Consider the following 19,136-nt stretch of genomic DNA (forward strand, 5'->3'; position numbering starts at 1 on the left):
GGCGAATGTCTGGATCGCCCACCCCGGTATCAATGCGTTGGCTTTACTGAGGGATGGTCTGTCCTGAAGACCGGCGCAACTGCTCCATAGCACCAAGACTGGTAAATACTTCCAGGCTACTGACTGGGCTGGCGCCTGCGTCGGCCCCGACATAGTAGTCCGGCATGTCGATGGTTACGTCCTTCAGGGCCGGGTACATTACCTGGGCGATATCGCGCTGAATTTCGGCCATGTAGATATCCCGGGCGGCCTGTTTGGCCAGCAGGTGTGCCTTGGCGACTTCGGCTTCCGCCAGGCCTTGCTCACGAATGGCTTTTGCAGCGTAGGTGGCGGCTTCGGCATTGGCTTTCTGGATGTCTCTTTCAGCAACCGAGATTTCCAGCTGCTTCTGTTTCTCCAGCACGGCTACGGCCTTTTCTTTTTCTTTGCGGACGGTTTCCAGTTCTGCCTGCTGGCGCTCCATTTCCACTTCTTTCTGCTTGGAAATAATGGCCAGTTCTTTGCTGCGCTGGGCGTCCTGGATGGCCCGGGCCTTCTCGATCTCTTTTTCCAGCTGCGCGGTTTTGGCTTCGGCGCGGGCGGTTTCCTGGGCCTGGATCGCGGTGATCCGCTTGGCGACCAGGTCCTTCTTTTTCACCAGCAGCTCATCCAGTCGCTTCTCGGGCAGCGGACGGCCAATGGTCACCTGGCGTACCTGAATGCCATAAGCATCCAGCGGGTTGGCAATGCGCTTGGCTTGGCCGGCGCTGTCCTGCAGGATGATGTTCTTCCAGACCAGCTGCACTTTCCGCTCCAGCCGGTCGCCGTCGTCATTGGTTGAAGATACGGCAGCCAGGTCGGTCTGCTCCACTTCCACCTGCTGTCGCTCGGTTTCGTAAAGGCCATTCTGCAACTGGTCTTCCAGTTGAACCTTGAACTTGTTCAGACCACCCTGGAAGAACTCTTCGCCGGTGTACTGGGTGGCGGTCACTACGGTCACGTTCTTGGCGTTCTTGATCAGCAGGGAATCGATCAGGTTGTCGTAGCTGCGGAACTCACGATGCATAGCCACAATCTTTTCGGGATCTGCTGACAGTCGGAACCGGAAAGTGGCCGGAATCCGGGCGGTGTAGGTGTCAGCGAACTGCACTTCCACTTCGCCCAGTTGGCGGGTGGATTTGATCTTTTCACCACTCTCCTGGTTACCGAAACTCAGGGTCATGGCCTGATTGTAGGTATAAACGTTTGAGAAGAACGGTACCTTGAAGTGCAGGCCGGGCTCGGTGAACACGCGGATGGTGCCAAACAGGGTGTCCTGAACCACATAGGTGTAGCCCAGCTCCGTGGTAAAAAAGGAAGACATGGCCAGGAAGACCGCGAACAGCGAGCTTGCGATGGCCAACAGATATTTTTTCAGATTATTCAGAACAGCAGAGAGCAGTTTCTCTGTCCGTGAGATTGCCGGGGCGTCCATTCGATACTCCAGATGGGTTCTTGGGGCGGCCGAATGTACCGGAATGTTGTAAATAGTGTGTAGGAAGATCAGTCAGATCCTTGTAGGAAAAGTCTGCATATGAGGAGAAGTTGATCGGCTGGTCAAAAAAACGTCATGCGGTGGTCATGGCTCTTGTGAACACTGACGCTGCAGTATCATTCATTTCACAAGGAGCAGGTTATGAAGTTACGCGTTATCACAAGTGTGGTGTTGAGTACTCTGATGGCCGGAGCCGCCAATGCCACACCGGGCTGGCATGATGAACGTCAGTGGATGCCGCCTGGGCTGGAAAAGGCATGGCACGAGCACCGGGGTCATAAGGATTGGTATAAGTACCAGGGCAAGCCATCGGTTGAGGTGGGTGTGCGGCCCTACTGGCTGGTCGAGGATATGGATGACGGCCCGCTCAAGGAACGTCTCAAACGCTGTGACGTGCGCAACTTCCAGGTGACGGACTTCTCGATTGGTCACCGGGGAGCGCCCCTGCAGTTCCCGGAACATACCCGGGAGTCCTATCTTGCAGCCGCTCGGATGGGCGCCGGCATTCTGGAATGTGATGTTGCATTCACCAAGGATCGCGAGCTGGTGTGTCGCCACGCCCAGAATGATCTGCACACCACCACCAACATTGTCACCATTCCGGAATTGAACGCGAAGTGTACCCAGCCGTTCGTCCCTGCTGATCCGGCGACCGGCACTCCGGCCAAGGCTGAATGCCGGACCAGTGACATCACCCTGGCGGAGTTCAAGACCCTCGAGGGTAAGATGGATGCCTACGATCCGATGGCGACCACACCGGAAGAGTATGTCGGCGGCACTGCTGACTGGCGCACCGATCTGTATGCCAGCCGGGGCACCTTGATGACCCACCGCGAGAGTATAGAGCTGTTCAAGTCACTGGGCGCCAAGTTCACACCGGAGCTTAAAACGCCAGTGGTCGATATGCCGTTTGAGGGCGAGTACAGCCAGCGGGACTACGCCCGTCAGATGATTCAGGATTACATCGACGCTGGCATTAACCCGAAAGATGTGTGGCCGCAATCGTTTAATCTGGACGACGTACTCTTCTGGGTGAATGAAATGCCGCGCTTTGGTGAACAGGCAGTGTTTCTGGATCAGTCGCCGATCATGCCGGAGACAGAGTCTCTGGCGCACATGGAAAGCCTGAAGTCCCGGGGCGTGAACATTCTGGCGCCAGCGCTCTGGAAAATGCTGGCGCTGAATAGTTATGGCGAGATTGAACCGTCTGAGTATGCCCGCAATGCCCGCATGGCTGGTCTTGATCTGATCGCCTGGACCGTGGAGCGTAGTGGTCCCCTGGCAAATGGCGGTGGCTGGTATTACCAGACAGTTTCGGATGCCATCAATAACGACGGCGATGTCATGAATGTGATTGATGTGCTGGCTCGGGAGGTGGGCGTCATTGGTGTATTCTCGGACTGGCCGGCCACGACCACCTATTACGCCAACTGCATGATGAACCCGAAAGGGCGCCGTTAGCTGGAGCTGTAACACCTGTCTGATGCCTACATTAAAGCCGGCCCGTAGGTTAGACTGGCCGGCTTTAAACTGGCGTAAGGAGCCCAACATGATCTGGACCGTATACCTCTCCGGCGAAATCCACACCGACTGGCGCGAGCAGATTGCTGCGGGTGCCGAGGCGGCCGGCCTGCCGGTAGAGTTCACGTCTGCCAATACCGATCACGAATCCAGTGATGCCGCAGGTGACTTCCTGGGCAAGCCGGAAAACAATTTCTGGCGTGACCACCAGTCGTCCAAGGTAAACGCCATCCGCACCAAAACCCTGCTTGAGCAGTGTGATCTGGCGGTCATCCGCTTTGGCGACAAGTACAAGCAGTGGAACGCGGCCTTCGACGCCGGTTATTGTGCGGCTATGGGTACGCCATACATTACCCTGCATGACGAAGACATTGTGCATCCGCTCAAAGAAGTGGACGCCGCCGCCATGGCATGGGCTCAAACGCCGGAACAGGTGGTAGAGCTGCTGAAGTATGTAACGGCTTAAGAGCCGAAATATCGGAATTCTGTAAACAGGGACGTAACAGGGCAAAGGACTATGCCACTCTGCAATACCACCCGTGTCAGGGCGATGCCTCTGGCATTCAGTTTTATTGTTGTATCAATCTTCCTTTCAGCGTTTGGGCACGCCAGTGGCCGGCCGCCGGCTCTTCCGCTCGCCAATGTCTACCATCCCGGGGTCAATCTGGAAGAGTACTGGGTCAGTGAAAAGCTGGACGGTGTCCGGGCATTCTGGGATGGCGAGACGCTCTGGTCTCGGGGCGGGTACAGGTATAGCGCACCGGCCTGGTTTACCCGTCAGTTTCCCGCTCAACCGCTGGATGGCGAACTCTGGAGCGGTCGTGGCCGTTTTGCGGAACTATCTGGCGTAGTCCGCAAAGTTCAGCCAGTAGACCAGGAATGGCGTCAGGTGCGCTTCTACGTCTTTGATTTGCCCGAGCCAGATCGGCCTTTTGAGCAACGCTATAGACGCTTGCAACAGCTGGTGACCGCAGCAGATTCGCGTTATCTGGTACTGGTGGAACAGCAGGTAGTTGCCAGCCACGATGAGCTGATGGCCCGGCTTGAGCAAACGGTCGCGGCCGGTGGTGAGGGACTGATGCTGAAACGCCGCAAAAGTTGGTATCAGGCGGGCCGTTCAGATGACCTGCTCAAGGTGAAAAAACATCAGGATGCGGAAGCCACAGTGGTTGCTCATCTTCCCGGCAAGGGCAAGTATGAGGGATTATTGGGGGCTCTGGAGGTAGAGCTGGAAAGTGGTCGCCGGTTCCGGCTTGGCACCGGGTTTACCGATGAGGAGCGGCACAATCCGCCGGCTATTGGCGCCCGGGTTACTTTCCGCTATCGCGGCCTCACGGCTACAGGCTTACCCCGGTTCGCCAGCTTTCTAAGAATTCGTAATGACGAACCGGAGAGTATCGAATAGTTCAGCCTGCCAGCGCCTTCTTACTCTCGGCGAGTTCCTCGAGGGTGCTGTATTCACACTCGTTTTCAACGATAAAGCTGCGGCCTGAGTCGATCAGGATGTTGTCATCGCGCATGAAGCGACGGCCCAGCAGCACCGGATAAGAGAACTTGCCCCGATCCGTCAGTGAAAACTGGGTTTCATGGGTTTTGCCGCCAATACAGAAGTCCATTTTTATCACGTATCGGCGTTGTGACGGCGCGCCCTTGCGCTTGATCAGAACGGTCCGGTATACCGGCCGTTCGAATTCTAGAATCACTTCTTCGTGATCAATATCTCCTTCACTGGGCTGGTCTTCATGGTCGCCCAAGGGCAGTTGGAACCGCACCCATTCTTCATTGTCCTTCTCGAATGGTTCAACATTGACCGCATGCAGAGAGGAGGTCTTGGCACCGGTGTCGAGACGGGCTTTCAGGCGTATGCCGGTTTCGCCCATTACCACCCATTCCACAAACCCCATAACCTCGGGTTCCGGTGTGGCCTCTTCTGTGCTTTCGGCTGATGCCGGAAGCGCGGAAAAAATCAGGCTTGTCAGAGTGAGTAAGAGAACAGCAGATCGCATTGGATGCTTCCTTGTATTTTCCCGGTTAAACGACAAATACGGTTCGAAAGCGTATCAGGATTCCTTCTCTGTCGCCCTTGCGGGCAGATTAAACTTCCTTGAGCCGAAGCGTTGGCAGCCATTCGCCCGTGAGCCTTATTCTGGCCCGATTATCGCCATAGCCATTGTCCCTGGCAGGCGTACACTGGAGTTATCAACAGGAGAATGATGATGGCACCTCAGGCCTCAACCGGGCGAATCCAGCAACAGGTAGCGGCCATCGCCAGTGGTTTTCTTGGCGACTGGCTGGAGCATCGTGGCAATAGTCTTGCCGTTCCTATGTCCGTATTTGCCGGAGATACAGAGCTGAGGTAGAGAAACCGGAACCCGAGGCGCCCGGCCGTACCCTGTGCCTGTCGATCCACGGCCTCATGGAACTGGAGTCGGTATGGGATTTTCCCTCGCGACCGGGTTACCACTATGGCAGCTACCTGGCGGAACAGCTTGGCGATGCCAGCGCCCTGAAACTGCGTTTCAACACCGGTCGGCCGATTTATCGTAATGGCCAGGAGCTGGCGGCACTGCTTGAATCCCTGGTCAGTAACTGGCCCGTTCCGGTGCAGCGGTTGATCCTCACGGCGTGCACCACCGTGCCGTGAAACTGCAGCGGGTTCATTTGTCGGTGGCCGAAGAAAGTTTTCGGATACTGGAATCTGTGCCGGTTACCCGGCCCGGAGCGCGAGTGGTTCGGGGATGGCATCACGGCATTTCCCGGCTGAGTTACGGTAGTGTGGCGATGGCGGGGCAGCTGGTCACCACGCTCACAAGTCGCCAATTGCGCGAACGACATGACCAAAAGGTGAATAATTCTTAGTCCGGTTTTAACCCCAAAGCTGGCCAATCCTCGGTAGGGTGTCATTACGCAATCGGGAAACAAGGATTCCGGTTGATCGTTTCGACGAAAGGAAACCCAACCACAGAGGAAAACGCGTTATGAGCTATAAAGCCAGTTTTGCGTGTGCAACTGTTCTGACTGCCGCCGTCTTCACTGCCCCTGCTGTCTGGGCCCAGGATAATGTCAGCCGCGACAAGTCAGGACCGTACATCAGTGGTAGTTACGGGGGATACAAGGCTCACGGCGGCGAATTCGAGGACGAGAACGATCTGCTTGGTGCAGCTCTGGGCTATCAGTTCAACGAATTCTTTGCCCTTGAAGCCGAATACATCGATTTTGGCAATTTCGGCGATGATGACGTGGAAGGTAAGCTTAAAGGCGCGGGCCTGAGTGCCATCGGTCGCCTGCCACTGACCGACAGCTTTGGCGTTTATGCCAAGGCCGGAGCCTTTGCCTCAGCATTCGATGTAGACGCCTTTGACGAAAGCGAAACCTACGATGAGGTGAGTCCGTTTGTCGGTGCCGGTGTCGATTTCCGGGTGACCGAGCAACTGACCGCGTTCGCCGAATACAACCGCTACAACGTGGATATCGATGAAGACGACTTCAACGGGCAGGTGACCAATGACGGCCCGGACTTCGATACTGGCCGGGTGGGCCTGAAGTTCCAGTTCTGAGCCGTCTGAAACCAAAAAGCGCAGCCCGGCAAGGCTGCGCTTTTTGCGTTTACAGAGGTGGTATTACTGCTGGTTTTCCAGCTCACCAAAGGTGTCGGCAAACAGCGCCGTAGACAGGTAGCGCTCGGCGGAGTCCGGCAGGATTACCACGATGTTCTTACCCTGATGCTCCGGCTGCTTGCTCACCCGGACGGCCGCGGCTACCGCAGCGCCGCAGGAGATGCCGCACAGAATCCCTTCCTCTTTCATCAGCCGGTGTGCCATGGCCATGGCGTCTTCGTTGCTGATGGCTTCAACCTGGTCCACCAGGTCCATATCCAGGTTGCCCGGAATAAAGCCGGCGCCAATGCCCTGGATTTTATGGGGGGCCGGTTTCGGGTCCTGGCCGTTGCGTACCTGGGTGATGATCGGCGAATCGGTGGGTTCCACTGCCACGGTGGTGATGGCCTTGCCCTTGGTTTGCTTGATATAGCGGGATACGCCGGTCAGCGTGCCACCGGTGCCCACGCCGGCAACAAAGATATCCACTTCACCGTCGGTATCGTCCCAGATTTCCGGGCCGGTGGTGTCCTCGTGAATCTTCGGGTTAGCGGGATTCTGGAACTGCTGCGGCAGGAAGTGGTTGTCCGGATCGGAGGCAAAAATCTCCTCGGCCTTGGCGATGGCGCCCGGCATACCCTTGGCGGGTTCGGTGAGTACCAGTTCGGCTCCCAGGGCCTTGAGAACCTTACGCCGCTCGAGGCTCATGGAGGCAGGCATGGTCAGTACCAGCTTGTAACCCCGGGCGGCTGCCACGTAGGCGAGGGCAATACCGGTGTTGCCGCTGGTGGGCTCAATAATGGTCATGCCCGGTTTCAGAACGCCCCGTTTTTCAGCGTCCCAGATCATGGCAGCGCCAATGCGGCACTTAACGGAATACGCGGGGTTGCGGCCTTCAATCTTGGCCCAGATGGTGGCGCCATCATTCACCCGGTTCAGTTTCACCAAGGGGGTGTTGCCGATGGAAAGGGAGTTGTCGTTATAGATGCGTGCCATGGTTTGCTCCTAGTGTCTGATAAGATCTGCAGATCCTACCCCTTCAGGTCTGGCCAAGGCCAGACTGTAAGCGGGCATATTCAGAACCAAACGGAGTAAGGTTATGAGCGAAACCCCTTTCGACTGGGCGCACATTGCGGCGGCGGTCTGGCGCCGCCACCGTTCAGGCCTGCGGGCTATCCGTCGGCTGGACCCGGTCAGCTGGCGCGATCTCACCGGCATCGACCGGCAAAAGCAGGCCCTGGCCCGCAACACCGAGCGCTTCCTGGCCGGCGAGCCGTCCAACAACGCGCTGCTATGGGGGTCCCGGGGGACCGGTAAGTCGTCGCTGATCAAGGCCTTGCTCAACCGTTACCGGGATCAGGGGCTGCGGATGATCGAGGTTGACAAAGACGACCTGGTAAACCTGCCGGAAATTGTCGATGACATCTGCGACCTGCCCTTCCGGTTTGTGATCTTCTGCGACGACCTGTCGTTCGATGTGGGGGAGTCCGGTTACAAGGCACTGAAGAGCGTGCTGGAAGGCTCGCTGGAGTTACCGCCGGAGAATGTGCGGGTGTATGCCACCTCCAACCGCCGGCACCTGATGCCGGAGTTCATGAGCGACAATGTGAAAAGCGAAGTGCGGGATGGCGAGCTGCATCCGGCGGAGGCTATCGAGGAGCAGGTGTCGCTGGCAGACCGCTTTGGCTTGCAGCTGTCGTTCTATCCCTTCTCCCAGGATATCTACCTGCAGGCGGTGGATGCCCTGTTCCCGCAAGTGGCAGACCGGGAACAGCTGCATATCGAAGCGGTGCGCTTTGCCACCGGCAAGGGTGTGCGCAACGGCCGCACCGCCCAGCAGTTTTTCCGCCAGTTTGCTGGCGACCCCCGGTTCTGCTGAACCGCTACTGCCGACGGGCCATGCGGATGAAACGATGATGGATGGTGCGGATGCCGATAAACACCAGCACCATCACCACCGGTATGGCCAGGCCTGTCACCAGGGGTTCGTTGATGGTCAGGCCGGTGCCCGCCAGGGCGTCCAGCGCCAGTTTCAGCAGGCCAATCAGGTAGTAGGAAATGGCCACCACGGAAAAGCCTTCCACGGTGTGCTGCATCATCAGTTGAATGCGGGAACGGCGGTCCATGGAACTGAGCAGTTGCTGGTTTTGGCTCTGGATGGCCAGTTCCACCCGGGTGCGCATCATTTCCGAGGCCCGGTCGACCCGGCGTGACAGATCTTCCAGGCGTTCGTTGACGGCTTCACAGGTTTTTACCGCCGGGGTCAGTCGCCGGGTCATGAATTCGGTGATGGTCAGGTGGCCGGAGACTTCATCTTCCCGCAGTTCCTCCAACCGGGTCAGCACCAGCCGGTGATAGGCCCGGGTTGCGGAGAACCGGAAGGTGGTATGGGCACGGTAGGCTTCGATTCGGGCTGCGATGTTGGTCAGTTCTGCCAGAATCTGCTGTTCATCCAGGCTCTCGTTGTCCGCCAGGGACTGAGTGATGCGGGCAAGCTGCTGGTCCATGTCGTTCAGGGAAGGGGTGATTTCCCGGGCCACGGGTAAGGCCAGAAGGGACATCAGGCGATAGGTCTCGATTTCCATCAGACGCTGAACCAGACGACCAAGCTGGCTGTTGGACATATGGTGGTTCAGCACCATGAACCGCCCGAAATTGTCGCTGTGCAACTGGAATGAGCCCAGTACCCGGGCGGCGCCTTCCTGCGGGCTGCTGCCCACCAGGCGCATACCTTCAAAATGCTTGCGCATGAAGGCCAGCTCGCTGCGTGCGTCCTCGGAGGAGGCGCGCACCTCAACGTGAAAGGCCCCCACCACGGTACCCTCCAGTTGCGACAGCCAGCCGTCGGGCAACAGGCTCAGGCCGGTTTCGGCAAACGGATCCGCGTCTGAATCGGCCAGATTGATGAAGGTGTAGGAGGTAAACTCCATGTGCACTTCACGCCGGATGCGAAGCTTGCCGAAGCTCTGTTCGTAGCAGCTTACCTCTTGCTCCGGCCAGGGTTCGCCCAGCAGCCGGTGCAGTTTCTGGAGATGTTCAAACTGCCGGGTTCGCTGTTCCGGTGTGGTGATCACCGCAATCTGGGTGACCCGGGCATGGGGCGGAATGATCTGGAACGGTCGGGAATGAAGTTCCTGATACAGATCCGCCCGGAGCGGGTGAAAATCCAGGCTGTTGGTGTCGGCACTCACGGTGATGTCCTTGCTTTGGCCTCGGTAGCGGGGATGATAACCCGGAAACAGACCCCGTCAATGCCACTCTGGTGCTGGTTTCTGGCCTCTACCCGGCCACCATGGTAGTCGGCAATCAGTCGCACGATCAGCAAACCCTGGCCAAGGTGCCCGTCGTGAGCGCCGCTGCGTTGCGAGACGAACGCACCGAAAATATCGACGCCGTCATGGTCCGGCAGCCGGGAGCCTTCGTTGAACACCTCGATCAGATAATGGCTATCGCGAGTGTGCAGGCAAACATCAATGCCGCCGCCTTCTGGCGTGAAGTCCCGGGCGTTGTCCACCAGCTTGTCGAGCATCTGTACCAGCATTTCCGGTGAGCCGTTCATCACACAATCAGAGGCCGGGCCCGAATAAACGATACGGTGCCGGGTATCCAGCTGCTGGTACGCGGAGGTGGCTTCGGCCAGCACCCGGGCCAGATCAAACGGCTCTTTTTCGGTGTCCTCAAAGCTTTGCTCCAGCCGGGCGGCTTCGCTCATGCTGTGCAGGATATGTCGCAGGCGCTCGGTGGCGGTGGCTGCGCGCTCAAGGTATTGTTCCCGATCTTTCTCGGCGACTCCCTGGGCCAGGTTCTCAAGGGAGGAGCGCACCACCGCGACCGGGGTTTTCAGCTCGTGGGAGAGGCGTCTGGAAAAGCTTTCCAGATACTGGTTGTAGCTCTGCAGACGGGCCACCATCTGGGCAAAGTGCTGTTGCAGTTGCCCGAGTTCGTCCCGGCTCCGGGGTGAGGGAATGGCGGCCAGAATGCGGCCATCGTCGTCGACACTGGCCTCAACCAGCGCCTGCAGCCGGGTGATGCGCCAGGAAAGCCAGCTGGCATAACCCAGTAACACCAGCATCAATGCCAGAATGATCAACAGGCTCCGGGCCAGAACGCTCCCCAGGGTCGACCCGGACAGGGTCAGTAACTGATCCAGCGATTGCTCCAGTAACAGGGTACGGCCGCCGAACAGCTCATGCCGGGTGGCCAGCCAGACCGAGCCATCGTCGTGCCGAACCAGGCCGTTGTCGGGCAGCCTGGTCATCTCCAGCCGGTTGTTTTCCTTTGACAAGTGCATCGGTTCCGGCTGATACAGGCGAATCAGCCCGCTCAGTGCATTGAGGCTGATTTGTTCCAGAATCTGCCCGGGGGACAAGTCATCAAACACTGAGGCTGGGGCTGGCGCAGCGACCCGACTGTGGGCCAGTATCCAGGCTCCCGGTTCCAGTACCGTGGCCTGCTGCCCGAGGCTGATCTGGCTCTTCAGCAGGTGCTCCAGACGGCTGTCCTGTTGCACCAGCAGCGGCGGTGGTGCCAGTGCTGTCCCCGCGTTGCTGTCTGGCTGGCCTTCCCGGGTGGCCTGAAATCCCAGCCGGCTGCCGGGCGATGGCAAGGGGAGTTTCAGTTCCAGTTCCCAGCTTGCGCCTTTGTCCTGCCAGCTGGCCTGTAATCGGTGATCTCTGGCTTGTGCTGGCTCAGCCCGATACACCGGCACGTCACCGGGGGCCACCGCCCGGATAAACCAACGTTGGTCCTGGTTGCGAGCGCCCAGTTCTCGCGCCGGCGCCTGGAGCCATAATTCAAAGTGTTCATGGGCCTGGTCAGGCCGGGCCGGATTATAGAACGCCAGGCCCTGATCCAGCCGCTGGATCAGCAAATACAGGAACTGATCATCGTGACTGGCCTGCCAGCGTATTGGGGATGTTGTGCCGGCGGTTTGCCAGGGGGCAGGCTGATCGCCCTCGTCGAATCCGGGCCACTCATGGCCATAGCCGTCAATGGTGATGGCTTGGTCGGTGCTGCTTGCGTAGATGGCGGCCTGGTCGGCGACGACCGGGGTGTCCAGCAGCCGGTCGCCGGCCACGTCTGCCAGGCGGGTGCCCTGGGCCTGAAGCTGCTGCAGGGCCTGTTGGCGCAGGGCGTTGTCCAGCTCCAGCACGAAGCGCAGCCCTGCCCAGGGAATCAGCAGCATCAGCAAACTGGCCAGCAGCAACTGCCGTTTCAGGGTCAAGGTTCAGACCTCACGGGCATTCCAGCGGTAGCCCATACCGTAGGCAGTCTGGATGCCATCGAACTGGTCATCCAGCTGGCTGAATTTGCGGCGGATGCGCTTGATGTGGGAGGTCACGGTATTGTCATCGAGCACGGTGCTGGCAGCTTCCATCAGCTGTTCGCGGCTGCGCACATGGCCCGGGTGCTGAACCAGGGCATGCAACATCCAGAATTCGGTCACGGTCAGGTCCACAGGCTGGCCCTGCCAAGCCACCGTCATCCGGTCCACATTCAGGGTCAGCTTGCCCCGCGTGAGGATGTCATCGGGTTTCTGCAGTGCTTCGGCCCAGGCTTCCGCGCGCCGAAGCAGGGCGGTGATGCGCGCCAGCAGGTGCTCCAGGCTCATGTCTTTGGTGACGTAATCGTCGGCGCCCAGCCTCAGGCCATGCACGGAGTCGATGTCGCTGTCGCGTGCAGTCAGGAAGATAATCGGCAAGGTGGCAGACAGGCTGCGCAGATCCTGGCACAGGGTAAAGCCCCCCTCGGCTTCCTCGCCCAGCCCGACATCGATAATGGCCAGATCGGGCAGGCTCTGGCGCAGCACCTGCCAGGCCGCCGGCCGGTCGCCGTAGGTGGATACCCGGTAGCCCCGGCGTTCGAAGGCCGCGCGATAGTTGTCGCGAATGCCGGCCTCATCCTCAATCAGGACGATGTGCTTCTTCATGGTCGGTTCAGTCTGCCTTGTTGACGAAATCGCAGTGCCATTAAATCACGCTGACCATGGCATACAAGCGATGTCGACGCCATTGCCATAATTCATCATTTTTCATCGTCAGCGTGCCGGATTCTGCCATCGGGTTGCCCTGTGGCCGAGCTGAAATAGTGGCATCACCATCAAGACAAGGAAAATCCAATGATGCTGCTATCGCTGCTTGCCAACCCGGTCGTTCGGCCCGAATGTCACCAACCGTCCTTAAAACCGTCGCTGTCGACCCGGGCCAGACGAAACATGATCCGCTGCGCCGAGGGCATCAGCCTCTGGCTGGCTATGGTGCTGATGTTGTTTGTGCATCCGTTGTATGCCGAGGCCCGCGCCATGGAATCCGAGCAGCCCGGGCAGCTGTATCTGGTTGAGCGCAACAGTGCGTGGCAGGAACCGGCACTGGTTCTGGACAGCCGGTTTGAAGTACAGGTGACCGGCTTGCTGGCGCAGACGCACCTGACCCGGACCTTTCGCAACACCAGCGATGTCTGGCAGGAAGGCCTGTTTGTATTCCCGTTACCGGAGCAGGCCAGTGTCTATGGCCTCACCATGACCGTTGGCGAGCGGCGGATTGTGGGCCAGCTACAGCCCCGGGCCCAGGCTCGCCAGAACTATGAAAAGGCAAAGCAGGCTGGCCAGAAAGCAGCGACCGTGGAGCAGAACCGGCCGAACCTGTTCACCAGCCGGATTGCCAACATCGCACCGGGCGAGGAAGTGACCGTGGAAGTGCAATATCAGCAGCCGGTAAACTATCGTCATGGCGAATTCGAGTTGCGTTTGCCTACCACGCTTACACCCCGATACATGCCGGGCGCCCCTGTTGCCACGCCCGCCAGTGCATGGCAATCCGGCTGGTCATTACCCACAACGCAAGTAGCCGATGCCGATGAAATCAGTCCGTTCACGGTGCTTCCGGATGACGTAAACCCCGGCAGTCACCGCGCAACCATTCAGTTGGATATCGAAGCCGGATTGCCTGTTGATGAGGTGACCAGCCCCAGCCACCCACTGCAGGTCGAGCTGGAGGGTAGTCGTGCAACAGTAGCGCCGGAACAAGGGAAAATCCTGATGGACCGGGATGTAATTGTGCGCTGGCGGCCCGCTGACAACCAGGCTCCGACGGCCGCGTTGTTCCGTCAGCAATGGCAAGGCGAGGATTTTCTGATGGCCATGGTCATGCCGCCTGCAACCACCGGCCAGGTTCTTCGCCGAGAGCTGCTGTTCGTTATCGACACCTCCGGCTCCATGGCCGGGGAGTCTATCCGTCAGGCTCGCTCGGCTTTGTTGAGGGGGCTCGACACTCTGCGCCCGGGTGACCGTTTCAATGTTATCCAGTTCAACAGCCAGGCCCATGCCCTTTATCCGCAACCGGTGCCTGCCAATGGCCACTATCTGGCTCGGGCGCGGGATTATGTGCAGGATCTGAATGCCGACGGTGGCACAGAAATGGCCGGTGCGCTGTCACTGGCGATGGGTATGGACAGCTCGGAGTCGTCCGGCCATGTGCAGCAGATGGTGTTCATGACCGACGGCGCCGTCGGCAATGAATCGGCCCTGTTCGATCAGATCCGCACCGGGCTTGGAAACCGCCGGCTGTTTACCGTCGCCATTGGTACTGCTCCAAATATGCATTTTCTCCGGGAAGCTGCGCGCTGGGGCCGGGGTCAGTACACCGCGGTACACAGCGCAGCGGAAGTGGATAAAGCCCTGGGTAAGCTGTTTGCCGCCATGGAAGCGCCGGTGATGACGGATGTCGAGGTGCAATGGCCCGGTACTGTTGCACAACCGGTCCCGGCCAAACCGGGGGATCTGTTCCATGGTCAGCCTATGGTGCAGGTGGTTCGTGGCGCACCGGCTGAAGGGGAACTCACGGTCTCCGGCCGTTTACCCGGTGGCCGGTCGTGGCGCACCAGCCTGGATCTTGCCAGTGCTGCGCCGGGCAAGGGCCTGGACCGACAGTGGGCCCGGGGGCGCATCGATGCAGTGATGGACAGCGCGCGCCTGGCGGGCACTGAGCCTGATGAGGCGGCCATCGTCGAGCTATCACTGAGCCACGGTGTGATGTCGCCGTTCACCAGCTTCGTCGCCATTGAGGAGCGTGTATCTCGGCCTCAGGCAGAATCCCTCAATCAGGAGGCCGTGCCCACCTTGCTGCCGGCCGGCAGCCAGCCAGGAATGCTGCGTTACCCGCAAACGGCCACCTTCGGTCCGTTGCTGACCGCCCTGGGGCTGGTGGGGCTGATGTTCTCACTGGCCATTGTCATGCTCAGCCGGAGGCAGACGCTATGAGCCGGGCGTTGCTATTGTTGGTGGGTTGTTCCGCCACCCTGCTGGTCTTTGGTTTGTGGATTCCGTTCAAGGCACTGGTGGCCCAGGAAATGCTGGAGCTGGCCTGGGCCGAGAGCCAGGCCCGACAGAGCGAGGCAAGGCCCTGGCCCTGGGCCGATACCTGGCCAGTGGCGAAGCTGGATATACCGGAACAAGGCGTGTCCATGATCGTGCTGGAGGGCGTTCATGGTGAAAGCCTCGCGTTTGGTCCGGGGCGGGTGCCCGGTAGTGAAGGCCCCGGTGCGCCGGTGGTGCTCGCGGGCCACCGTGATACCCACTTTCGGCATCTACAGCATCTGGAACCGGGCGATGCGGTCAGGCTGCAGGGCATGGATCGGCAGTGGCGACGTTATCAGGTGACAGCCACCCGGGTGGTGGACAGTTCCCGTGAGTCTCTGGATACCCGGTCTCTGGCCCGGGATACCCTGGTATTGATCACCTGTTACCCGTTTGACAGCCTGGACGCTTCCGGCCCGTTGCGTTATGTGGTGGAGGCAAAACCGGCTTACGGTATGGAACAAATTGATACTGTCGCCGCTCTGTGATGTTGGCGTACACTTGTGCGCCAAAATGCAGTGAATCGGATCAAACAGAATGTCACAAGTTCGAAAAATCCTGGCCTGGCTCAGCGTTCCTGTCGTATGCCTGGTTATGATGTTGCTCTACCTCTTTCGGCCTTTCAATCCTGACAACAACCGCATCCTGGGCTGGGTTGTGGCCAGAATCGGCCGATGTATTCTGGGAATGAAGCGCCCCCTCTACGGCGCTGAAAACATGCCCAAGGATCGGCCGACCGTGATTATCGCCAATCATCAGCAGAACGATGATCTGTTTGTAATGGGTGATTTGTTACCGCCACGTGGGGTGGCGGTTGGTAAATCTTCACTGGTTTGGGTGCCATTCTTCGGGCAGGTATTCTGGCTGGGAGGCAACATCATCCTGAATCGCGGCCGTGCGGCCAAAGCTGTGGCCACCATGCAGGCCACCAGCGACGCCATTAACCTGGAACGCAAGAGCATCTGGGTGTTTCCGGAGGGAACCCGCAGCCGTGGCCGTGGCCTGGGTAGCTTCAAGAAAGGGGCATTTCACATGGCCGTTGCCGCTGGCGCACCCATCACCATGGTGTGTGCGGGCGAATACCATGGCAAATCCAGAGGCTGGACCGGACGACGGGAGCCTGTGCCTTTGCGGATTCTCCCGCCAGTCGAAACACAGGGCATGACCAGCGAGGACATTCCCGAATTGATGCACCGTTGTCGCCAACAGATGGAAGAGGCCATTACTGACCTCGCACTTACCCACGGAACTGCTTGAACAGCCAGTGAAAACAGGGCAGTCTTTCGGACGAAACTGACGCTGATTCTGGACATCTGGGGAGTGACATAATGAACCTGATCTGGTTTCTGATCATTGGCGGTCTGGCCGGCTGGCTGGCCGGGCTGATCATGAAGGGCAAGGGCTTTGGCGTGTTGGCCAACATTGGTATCGGGATTGTCGGCTCGTTTATTGGCGGCTTCCTGTTTGGCCTGTTGCAGCTGTCGGCCCACGGCGCCATTGGCCGCCTGGTGACCGCAACGGTAGGCGCCGTATTGCTGCTGGCCATCGTTAACAAGATCAAGAAGGGCTGACATGATCGTACCTGTCACTGCTGTTTTCGCGGCTGTCACCGGCCTGTTGTTGCTGGTGTTGTCGGCTCAGGTGGTCAAGTACCGGTTGAAATACCGCAAGGGCCTTGGGGTTAATGATGACCCGGAATTCGAGGCTGCCGTGCGCGCCCACGCCAATCTTGTGGAATACGCACCGCTGGGGTTGATCATGCTCGCCATTGCCGAGCTCAATGGCGTTTCCAGTTCGCTGATTTACTGGACCGGAATGGCGCTGGTGGTGGGCCGCATTCTCCACGCCTGGGGCATGATCAATGGCAAGGGCGGGCCACACAAGGCGCGCATGATCGGTATCCTGCTGACCTGGCTGGCGATTCTGGTTGCGGCCTTGCTGCTGTTCTGGAACGTCTGGCAGGTTTATGGCTGAGACGGTGTCCAGCCATTGAAGAACGGGGCCGCGAGGCCCCGTTTGTGTTTCTGGCGATTACAGTGCCTGGGCGATATCCAGGCTCAGGTATTCCAGTTCCACCCGCCGGTTGGCAGCGTGATCTTCCGGCCGGGTCAGCGGGCGATCGGAGCCCCAGGTGGCAAGCAGGATGGCCGATTGCGACACGCCTTCCTGAATCAGTAGCCGGGCCACAGCATTGGCCCTGAGCCGGGCCAGAAAACGGTTGTATTCGGCAGAGCCAAAATTGTCGGCGTGGCCGTGAATCCGGACCCGCATGCCGGGGTGCCCTTTGATATAAGCCGCGTGCCGCTTGAGCATGTCGATATCCTGGGCATCCAGGGTGTGTTTGTTGAAACCGTAGTGGAATCGGGTACGGTGGGGACGGTCGGCGTCGGCCGACAGTTGCCCGTTGGCGCCGGCGAAGGCCAGGGCGGCCTTGGCCAGCATATCGGGGTTGTCCAGAACGAGTACGGTCATTTGCTGCTTCCTCGAGTCGAGTGCCCGGCGTTTTTTGTTATGTCCCCTTCACTATTGATGTCAGAGGCCATAACGGCAATTGGCGAATGGTCGATAGCCACCCGGGTTCTATAGCTACCGATTGAATGGCATTTGTGTGACTGTGTGATTACACCGGGAAAAGAAGGCCCCGCTGTGGTAAAAAGCAGCTTTTCAGGGACAGATTATGATGAATTGTGACCGCCCATGCTGATTATTCCTGCCGAGAATGCCGTTAACTGGAAACGCCCGCCCTGGGTAACCCTGGGCCTGATCATGGCCTGTTTGCTGGTGTTTCTGTTCTACCAGGGCGGAGACGACCGCAAGCTCGAAGCCGCACTGGAAGACTATCTGGAGAGCGATCTGCTGGCCCTGGAGGCCCCCGCCTATGAGGACTACCTGCAGCGGGAAATCCAGTTCGAAGGCAACCAGCAACGGGTTCTGGAGTTGCAGGAGTTCCAGCAGCTTCAGGAAAATGAGGAAGAACTCTGGCAGGCGGTGACGCTGCTGCTGGATCGTGAGTTTTACCAGTATCTGCAGCAAAACCGGGATCTGATCTGGGCCCCGGCCGAGCGTAACCTGTGGCTGGAGCAGCGCTCGGCGATCGAGCAACAGTGGATCAGCCGGATGAGCGCCTATCAGCTGGGACTGGTGCCGGCAGAGCTCTCGCTGTACACGCTCATTACCTACCAGTTCCTGCACGGCGGCTGGGGCCATATCATCGGTAACCTGCTGTTCCTGTTCCTGCTGGGTTTTACCGTGGAAAAAGCGCTGGGCCCGGGGCGCTTTCTGGTGGCTTATCTGGTGTGTGGTGCTCTGTCCGGACTGGTTTTTACCGCCTTTTCCATGGGCAGTCAGGTACCGCTGGTGGGCGCATCCGGCTCCATTTCCGGGTTGATGGGCATGTACGTCGCCATATACGGGCTGCAGCGCATCCGCTTCTTCTACTTCCTGGGCGTTTACTTCAACTATTTCCGGGCGCCCGCTATCGCCATGCTGCCGGTCTGGCTGGGCAAGGAAATCTATGACTACTGGTTTGCCGGTGCCACCGGTATTGCCTACATGGCCCACGCCGGTGGCCTGGCGGCCGGTGCCGGGCTGGTGTGGTTGCTGGGCCAGAGCTGGCTGCAGGTGAAAGAAGAGTTCTTTGAGCCGGAGCAGGAAGAACAGGACGAACAGTTCACCAAGGCCTACGGCCAGGCCATGGCCAGCCTTGGCCGCATGGAGTTCGACCTGGCCCGGCGCCAGTTCGAGGCGTTGCGGGAGCGTTATCCGGAACGGCCCGTGCTGCTGGAGCACCTGTATCAACTGGCTAAATTAAGGCCGGACCTGGACAGCTACCGTCTGCTCGCCGAGGAAATGATGGCCGACGCCATCGCCCGGCGGCAGCCGGAACAGATGGTGGATATCTGGCAGGAGTACCTGAGCAAAGGTGAGGCCTATCATCCGTTGGCACCGGAGGCGCACAACCGTGTGCTGTTCGCCAGCCTGAAGCGCCATGATTTCAAAGCCGCGGAGAAGGCGTTTGAGCGCATGCGAGCCAAGGCCGAACCGGACATGGTGAACGAAGCTTGCCGGCTTCTGGTGGCAGAGTTCGAGAAACTGCAAATGGAGCCGAAAGCGCGCCATTACCGGCAGCTGTTGCAGCTGCACGGCTGAGGCG

General features: G+C 59.1%; 20 protein-coding genes. 13 read left to right on the forward strand and 7 right to left on the reverse strand.

Annotated features, from left to right (window positions below; translation table 11 throughout):
• Window positions 1-43: 43 nt before the first annotated feature.
• Entirely contained in the window at window positions 44-1,453 is a 1,410-nt protein-coding gene (locus tag ARC85_RS04570; protein ID WP_023009428.1) for an SPFH domain-containing protein, read from the reverse strand.
• Window positions 1,454-1,654: 201 nt separating this feature from the next.
• On the opposite strand from ARC85_RS04570, the gene ARC85_RS04575 reads away from it, so the two are divergent.
• The 3 genes from ARC85_RS04575 (at window position 1,655) to ARC85_RS04585 (ending at window position 4,439) form a co-directional block, all read left to right on the forward strand.
• Window positions 1,655-2,974: a glycerophosphodiester phosphodiesterase family protein gene (locus tag ARC85_RS04575; protein ID WP_286714380.1), complete on the forward strand. Its 1,320-nt coding sequence runs from the start codon at window positions 1,655-1,657 to the stop codon at window positions 2,972-2,974.
• Window positions 2,975-3,062: 88 nt separating this feature from the next.
• A complete protein-coding gene (locus tag ARC85_RS04580; RefSeq protein WP_014422944.1) occupies window positions 3,063-3,500 on the forward strand; it encodes a YtoQ family protein in 438 nt (145 codons plus the stop codon).
• 51 nt (window positions 3,501-3,551) lie between these two features.
• A complete protein-coding gene (locus ARC85_RS04585) occupies window positions 3,552-4,439 on the forward strand; it encodes a DNA ligase (RefSeq protein WP_286714381.1) in 888 nt (295 codons plus the stop codon).
• Window position 4,440: 1 nt separating this feature from the next.
• Here the strand turns inward: ARC85_RS04585 and ARC85_RS04590 are convergent, their stop codons facing one another.
• A complete protein-coding gene (locus ARC85_RS04590) occupies window positions 4,441-5,040 on the reverse strand; it encodes an ATP-dependent zinc protease family protein (protein ID WP_286714382.1) in 600 nt (199 codons plus the stop codon).
• Window positions 5,041-5,244: 204 nt separating this feature from the next.
• Here ARC85_RS04590 and ARC85_RS04595 point away from each other — a divergent pair, with 204 nt between their 5' ends.
• From ARC85_RS04595 to ARC85_RS04605, 3 genes are all read left to right on the forward strand, one after another.
• The gene (locus ARC85_RS04595; RefSeq protein WP_286714383.1) at window positions 5,245-5,394 is read left to right on the forward strand and encodes a hypothetical protein; all 150 of its coding nucleotides are present in this window, start codon (window positions 5,245-5,247) and stop codon (window positions 5,392-5,394) included.
• A 56-nt stretch (window positions 5,395-5,450) separates the two neighbouring features.
• Window positions 5,451-5,678, forward strand: a complete 228-nt coding sequence (locus tag ARC85_RS04600) for a hypothetical protein (RefSeq protein ID WP_286714384.1) — start codon at window positions 5,451-5,453, stop codon at window positions 5,676-5,678.
• A 334-nt stretch (window positions 5,679-6,012) separates the two neighbouring features.
• Window positions 6,013-6,591 carry an outer membrane beta-barrel protein gene (locus tag ARC85_RS04605; RefSeq protein ID WP_286714385.1) on the forward strand — a complete coding sequence of 193 codons (579 nt, stop codon included), beginning with the start codon at window positions 6,013-6,015 and terminating at the stop codon, window positions 6,589-6,591.
• Between the two features lie 63 nt (window positions 6,592-6,654).
• Here ARC85_RS04605 and cysK read toward each other — a convergent pair whose 3' ends face one another.
• Window positions 6,655-7,626: a cysteine synthase A gene (gene cysK, locus ARC85_RS04610; protein ID WP_286714386.1), complete on the reverse strand. Its 972-nt coding sequence runs from the start codon at window positions 7,624-7,626 to the stop codon at window positions 6,655-6,657.
• 103 nt (window positions 7,627-7,729) lie between these two features.
• Here cysK and ARC85_RS04615 point away from each other — a divergent pair, with 103 nt between their 5' ends.
• The gene (locus ARC85_RS04615; protein ID WP_286714387.1) at window positions 7,730-8,509 is read left to right on the forward strand and encodes an ATP-binding protein; all 780 of its coding nucleotides are present in this window, start codon (window positions 7,730-7,732) and stop codon (window positions 8,507-8,509) included.
• Window positions 8,510-8,513: 4 nt separating this feature from the next.
• On the opposite strand, the gene ARC85_RS04620 is transcribed toward ARC85_RS04615, so the two are convergent.
• From ARC85_RS04620 to pdsR, 3 genes are read right to left on the reverse strand one after another with little or no spacing between them, the layout of a single operon-like run.
• Complete coding sequence (locus ARC85_RS04620; RefSeq protein ID WP_286714388.1) at window positions 8,514-9,821, reverse strand: DUF3422 family protein; 1,308 nt, start codon at window positions 9,819-9,821, stop codon at window positions 8,514-8,516.
• A complete protein-coding gene (pdsS, locus tag ARC85_RS04625) occupies window positions 9,818-11,854 on the reverse strand; it encodes a proteobacterial dedicated sortase system histidine kinase (RefSeq protein WP_286714389.1) in 2,037 nt (678 codons plus the stop codon). The genes ARC85_RS04620 and pdsS overlap by 4 nt, the downstream gene beginning before the upstream one ends.
• A gap of 3 nt (window positions 11,855-11,857) precedes the next feature.
• The gene (gene pdsR, locus ARC85_RS04630) at window positions 11,858-12,559 is read right to left on the reverse strand and encodes a proteobacterial dedicated sortase system response regulator (RefSeq protein WP_011787092.1); all 702 of its coding nucleotides are present in this window, start codon (window positions 12,557-12,559) and stop codon (window positions 11,858-11,860) included.
• A gap of 189 nt (window positions 12,560-12,748) precedes the next feature.
• Between pdsR and ARC85_RS04635 the strand changes: the two genes are divergently transcribed.
• The 5 genes from ARC85_RS04635 (at window position 12,749) to ARC85_RS04655 (ending at window position 16,957) form a co-directional block, all read left to right on the forward strand.
• A complete protein-coding gene (locus ARC85_RS04635) occupies window positions 12,749-14,887 on the forward strand; it encodes a marine proteobacterial sortase target protein (protein WP_286714390.1) in 2,139 nt (712 codons plus the stop codon).
• Window positions 14,884-15,471, forward strand: coding sequence for a class GN sortase (locus tag ARC85_RS04640; protein ID WP_011787090.1), 588 nt, complete (start codon window positions 14,884-14,886; stop codon window positions 15,469-15,471). Before ARC85_RS04635 ends, ARC85_RS04640 begins: the two co-directional genes overlap by 4 nt.
• Before the next feature lie 49 nt (window positions 15,472-15,520).
• On the forward strand, window positions 15,521-16,240 hold the full coding sequence (locus ARC85_RS04645) for a lysophospholipid acyltransferase family protein (protein ID WP_286714391.1): 720 nt from the start codon (window positions 15,521-15,523) through the stop codon (window positions 16,238-16,240).
• A gap of 71 nt (window positions 16,241-16,311) precedes the next feature.
• Complete coding sequence (locus ARC85_RS04650; RefSeq protein WP_011787088.1) at window positions 16,312-16,554, forward strand: GlsB/YeaQ/YmgE family stress response membrane protein; 243 nt, start codon at window positions 16,312-16,314, stop codon at window positions 16,552-16,554.
• Window position 16,555: 1 nt separating this feature from the next.
• Entirely contained in the window at window positions 16,556-16,957 is a 402-nt protein-coding gene (locus ARC85_RS04655) for an MAPEG family protein (RefSeq protein WP_199452826.1), read from the forward strand.
• A gap of 57 nt (window positions 16,958-17,014) precedes the next feature.
• On the opposite strand, the gene ARC85_RS04660 is transcribed toward ARC85_RS04655, so the two are convergent.
• Window positions 17,015-17,455: an OmpA family protein gene (locus ARC85_RS04660; RefSeq protein WP_199452828.1), complete on the reverse strand. Its 441-nt coding sequence runs from the start codon at window positions 17,453-17,455 to the stop codon at window positions 17,015-17,017.
• 225 nt (window positions 17,456-17,680) lie between these two features.
• On the opposite strand from ARC85_RS04660, the gene ARC85_RS04665 reads away from it, so the two are divergent.
• Window positions 17,681-19,132, forward strand: a complete 1,452-nt coding sequence (locus tag ARC85_RS04665; RefSeq protein WP_121207876.1) for a rhomboid family intramembrane serine protease — start codon at window positions 17,681-17,683, stop codon at window positions 19,130-19,132.
• Window positions 19,133-19,136: the final 4 nt, after the last annotated feature.

The organism is Marinobacter sp. tcs-11 (genome assembly GCF_002049515.1).
GTDB classification, from domain to species: Bacteria; Pseudomonadota; Gammaproteobacteria; order Pseudomonadales; family Oleiphilaceae; genus Marinobacter; species Marinobacter nauticus.

Bases quoted from the DNA above. Each gene is read 5' to 3' on its own strand.
- cysK (WP_286714386.1), bottom strand. From the start codon at position 7,626: ATGGCACGCATCTATAACGACAACTCCCTTTCCATCGGCAACACCCCC.
- ARC85_RS04580 (WP_014422944.1), top strand. From the start codon at position 3,063: ATGATCTGGACCGTATACCTCTCCGGCGAAATCCACACCGACTGGCGC.
- pdsR (WP_011787092.1), bottom strand. From the start codon at position 12,559: ATGAAGAAGCACATCGTCCTGATTGAGGATGAGGCCGGCATTCGCGAC.
- ARC85_RS04660 (WP_199452828.1), bottom strand. From the start codon at position 17,455: ATGACCGTACTCGTTCTGGACAACCCCGATATGCTGGCCAAGGCCGCC.
- ARC85_RS04615 (WP_286714387.1), top strand. From the start codon at position 7,730: ATGAGCGAAACCCCTTTCGACTGGGCGCACATTGCGGCGGCGGTCTGG.
- ARC85_RS04570 (WP_023009428.1), bottom strand. From the start codon at position 1,453: ATGGACGCCCCGGCAATCTCACGGACAGAGAAACTGCTCTCTGCTGTT.
- ARC85_RS04635 (WP_286714390.1), top strand. From the start codon at position 12,749: ATGATGCTGCTATCGCTGCTTGCCAACCCGGTCGTTCGGCCCGAATGT.
- ARC85_RS04595 (WP_286714383.1), top strand. From the start codon at position 5,245: ATGATGATGGCACCTCAGGCCTCAACCGGGCGAATCCAGCAACAGGTA.
- ARC85_RS04575 (WP_286714380.1), top strand. From the start codon at position 1,655: ATGAAGTTACGCGTTATCACAAGTGTGGTGTTGAGTACTCTGATGGCC.
- ARC85_RS04590 (WP_286714382.1), bottom strand. From the start codon at position 5,040: ATGCGATCTGCTGTTCTCTTACTCACTCTGACAAGCCTGATTTTTTCC.
- ARC85_RS04605 (WP_286714385.1), top strand. From the start codon at position 6,013: ATGAGCTATAAAGCCAGTTTTGCGTGTGCAACTGTTCTGACTGCCGCC.
- ARC85_RS04585 (WP_286714381.1), top strand. From the start codon at position 3,552: ATGCCACTCTGCAATACCACCCGTGTCAGGGCGATGCCTCTGGCATTC.
- ARC85_RS04645 (WP_286714391.1), top strand. From the start codon at position 15,521: ATGTCACAAGTTCGAAAAATCCTGGCCTGGCTCAGCGTTCCTGTCGTA.
- ARC85_RS04655 (WP_199452826.1), top strand. From the start codon at position 16,556: ATGATCGTACCTGTCACTGCTGTTTTCGCGGCTGTCACCGGCCTGTTG.
- ARC85_RS04665 (WP_121207876.1), top strand. From the start codon at position 17,681: ATGCTGATTATTCCTGCCGAGAATGCCGTTAACTGGAAACGCCCGCCC.
- ARC85_RS04600 (WP_286714384.1), top strand. From the start codon at position 5,451: ATGGAACTGGAGTCGGTATGGGATTTTCCCTCGCGACCGGGTTACCAC.
- ARC85_RS04640 (WP_011787090.1), top strand. From the start codon at position 14,884: ATGAGCCGGGCGTTGCTATTGTTGGTGGGTTGTTCCGCCACCCTGCTG.
- ARC85_RS04650 (WP_011787088.1), top strand. From the start codon at position 16,312: ATGAACCTGATCTGGTTTCTGATCATTGGCGGTCTGGCCGGCTGGCTG.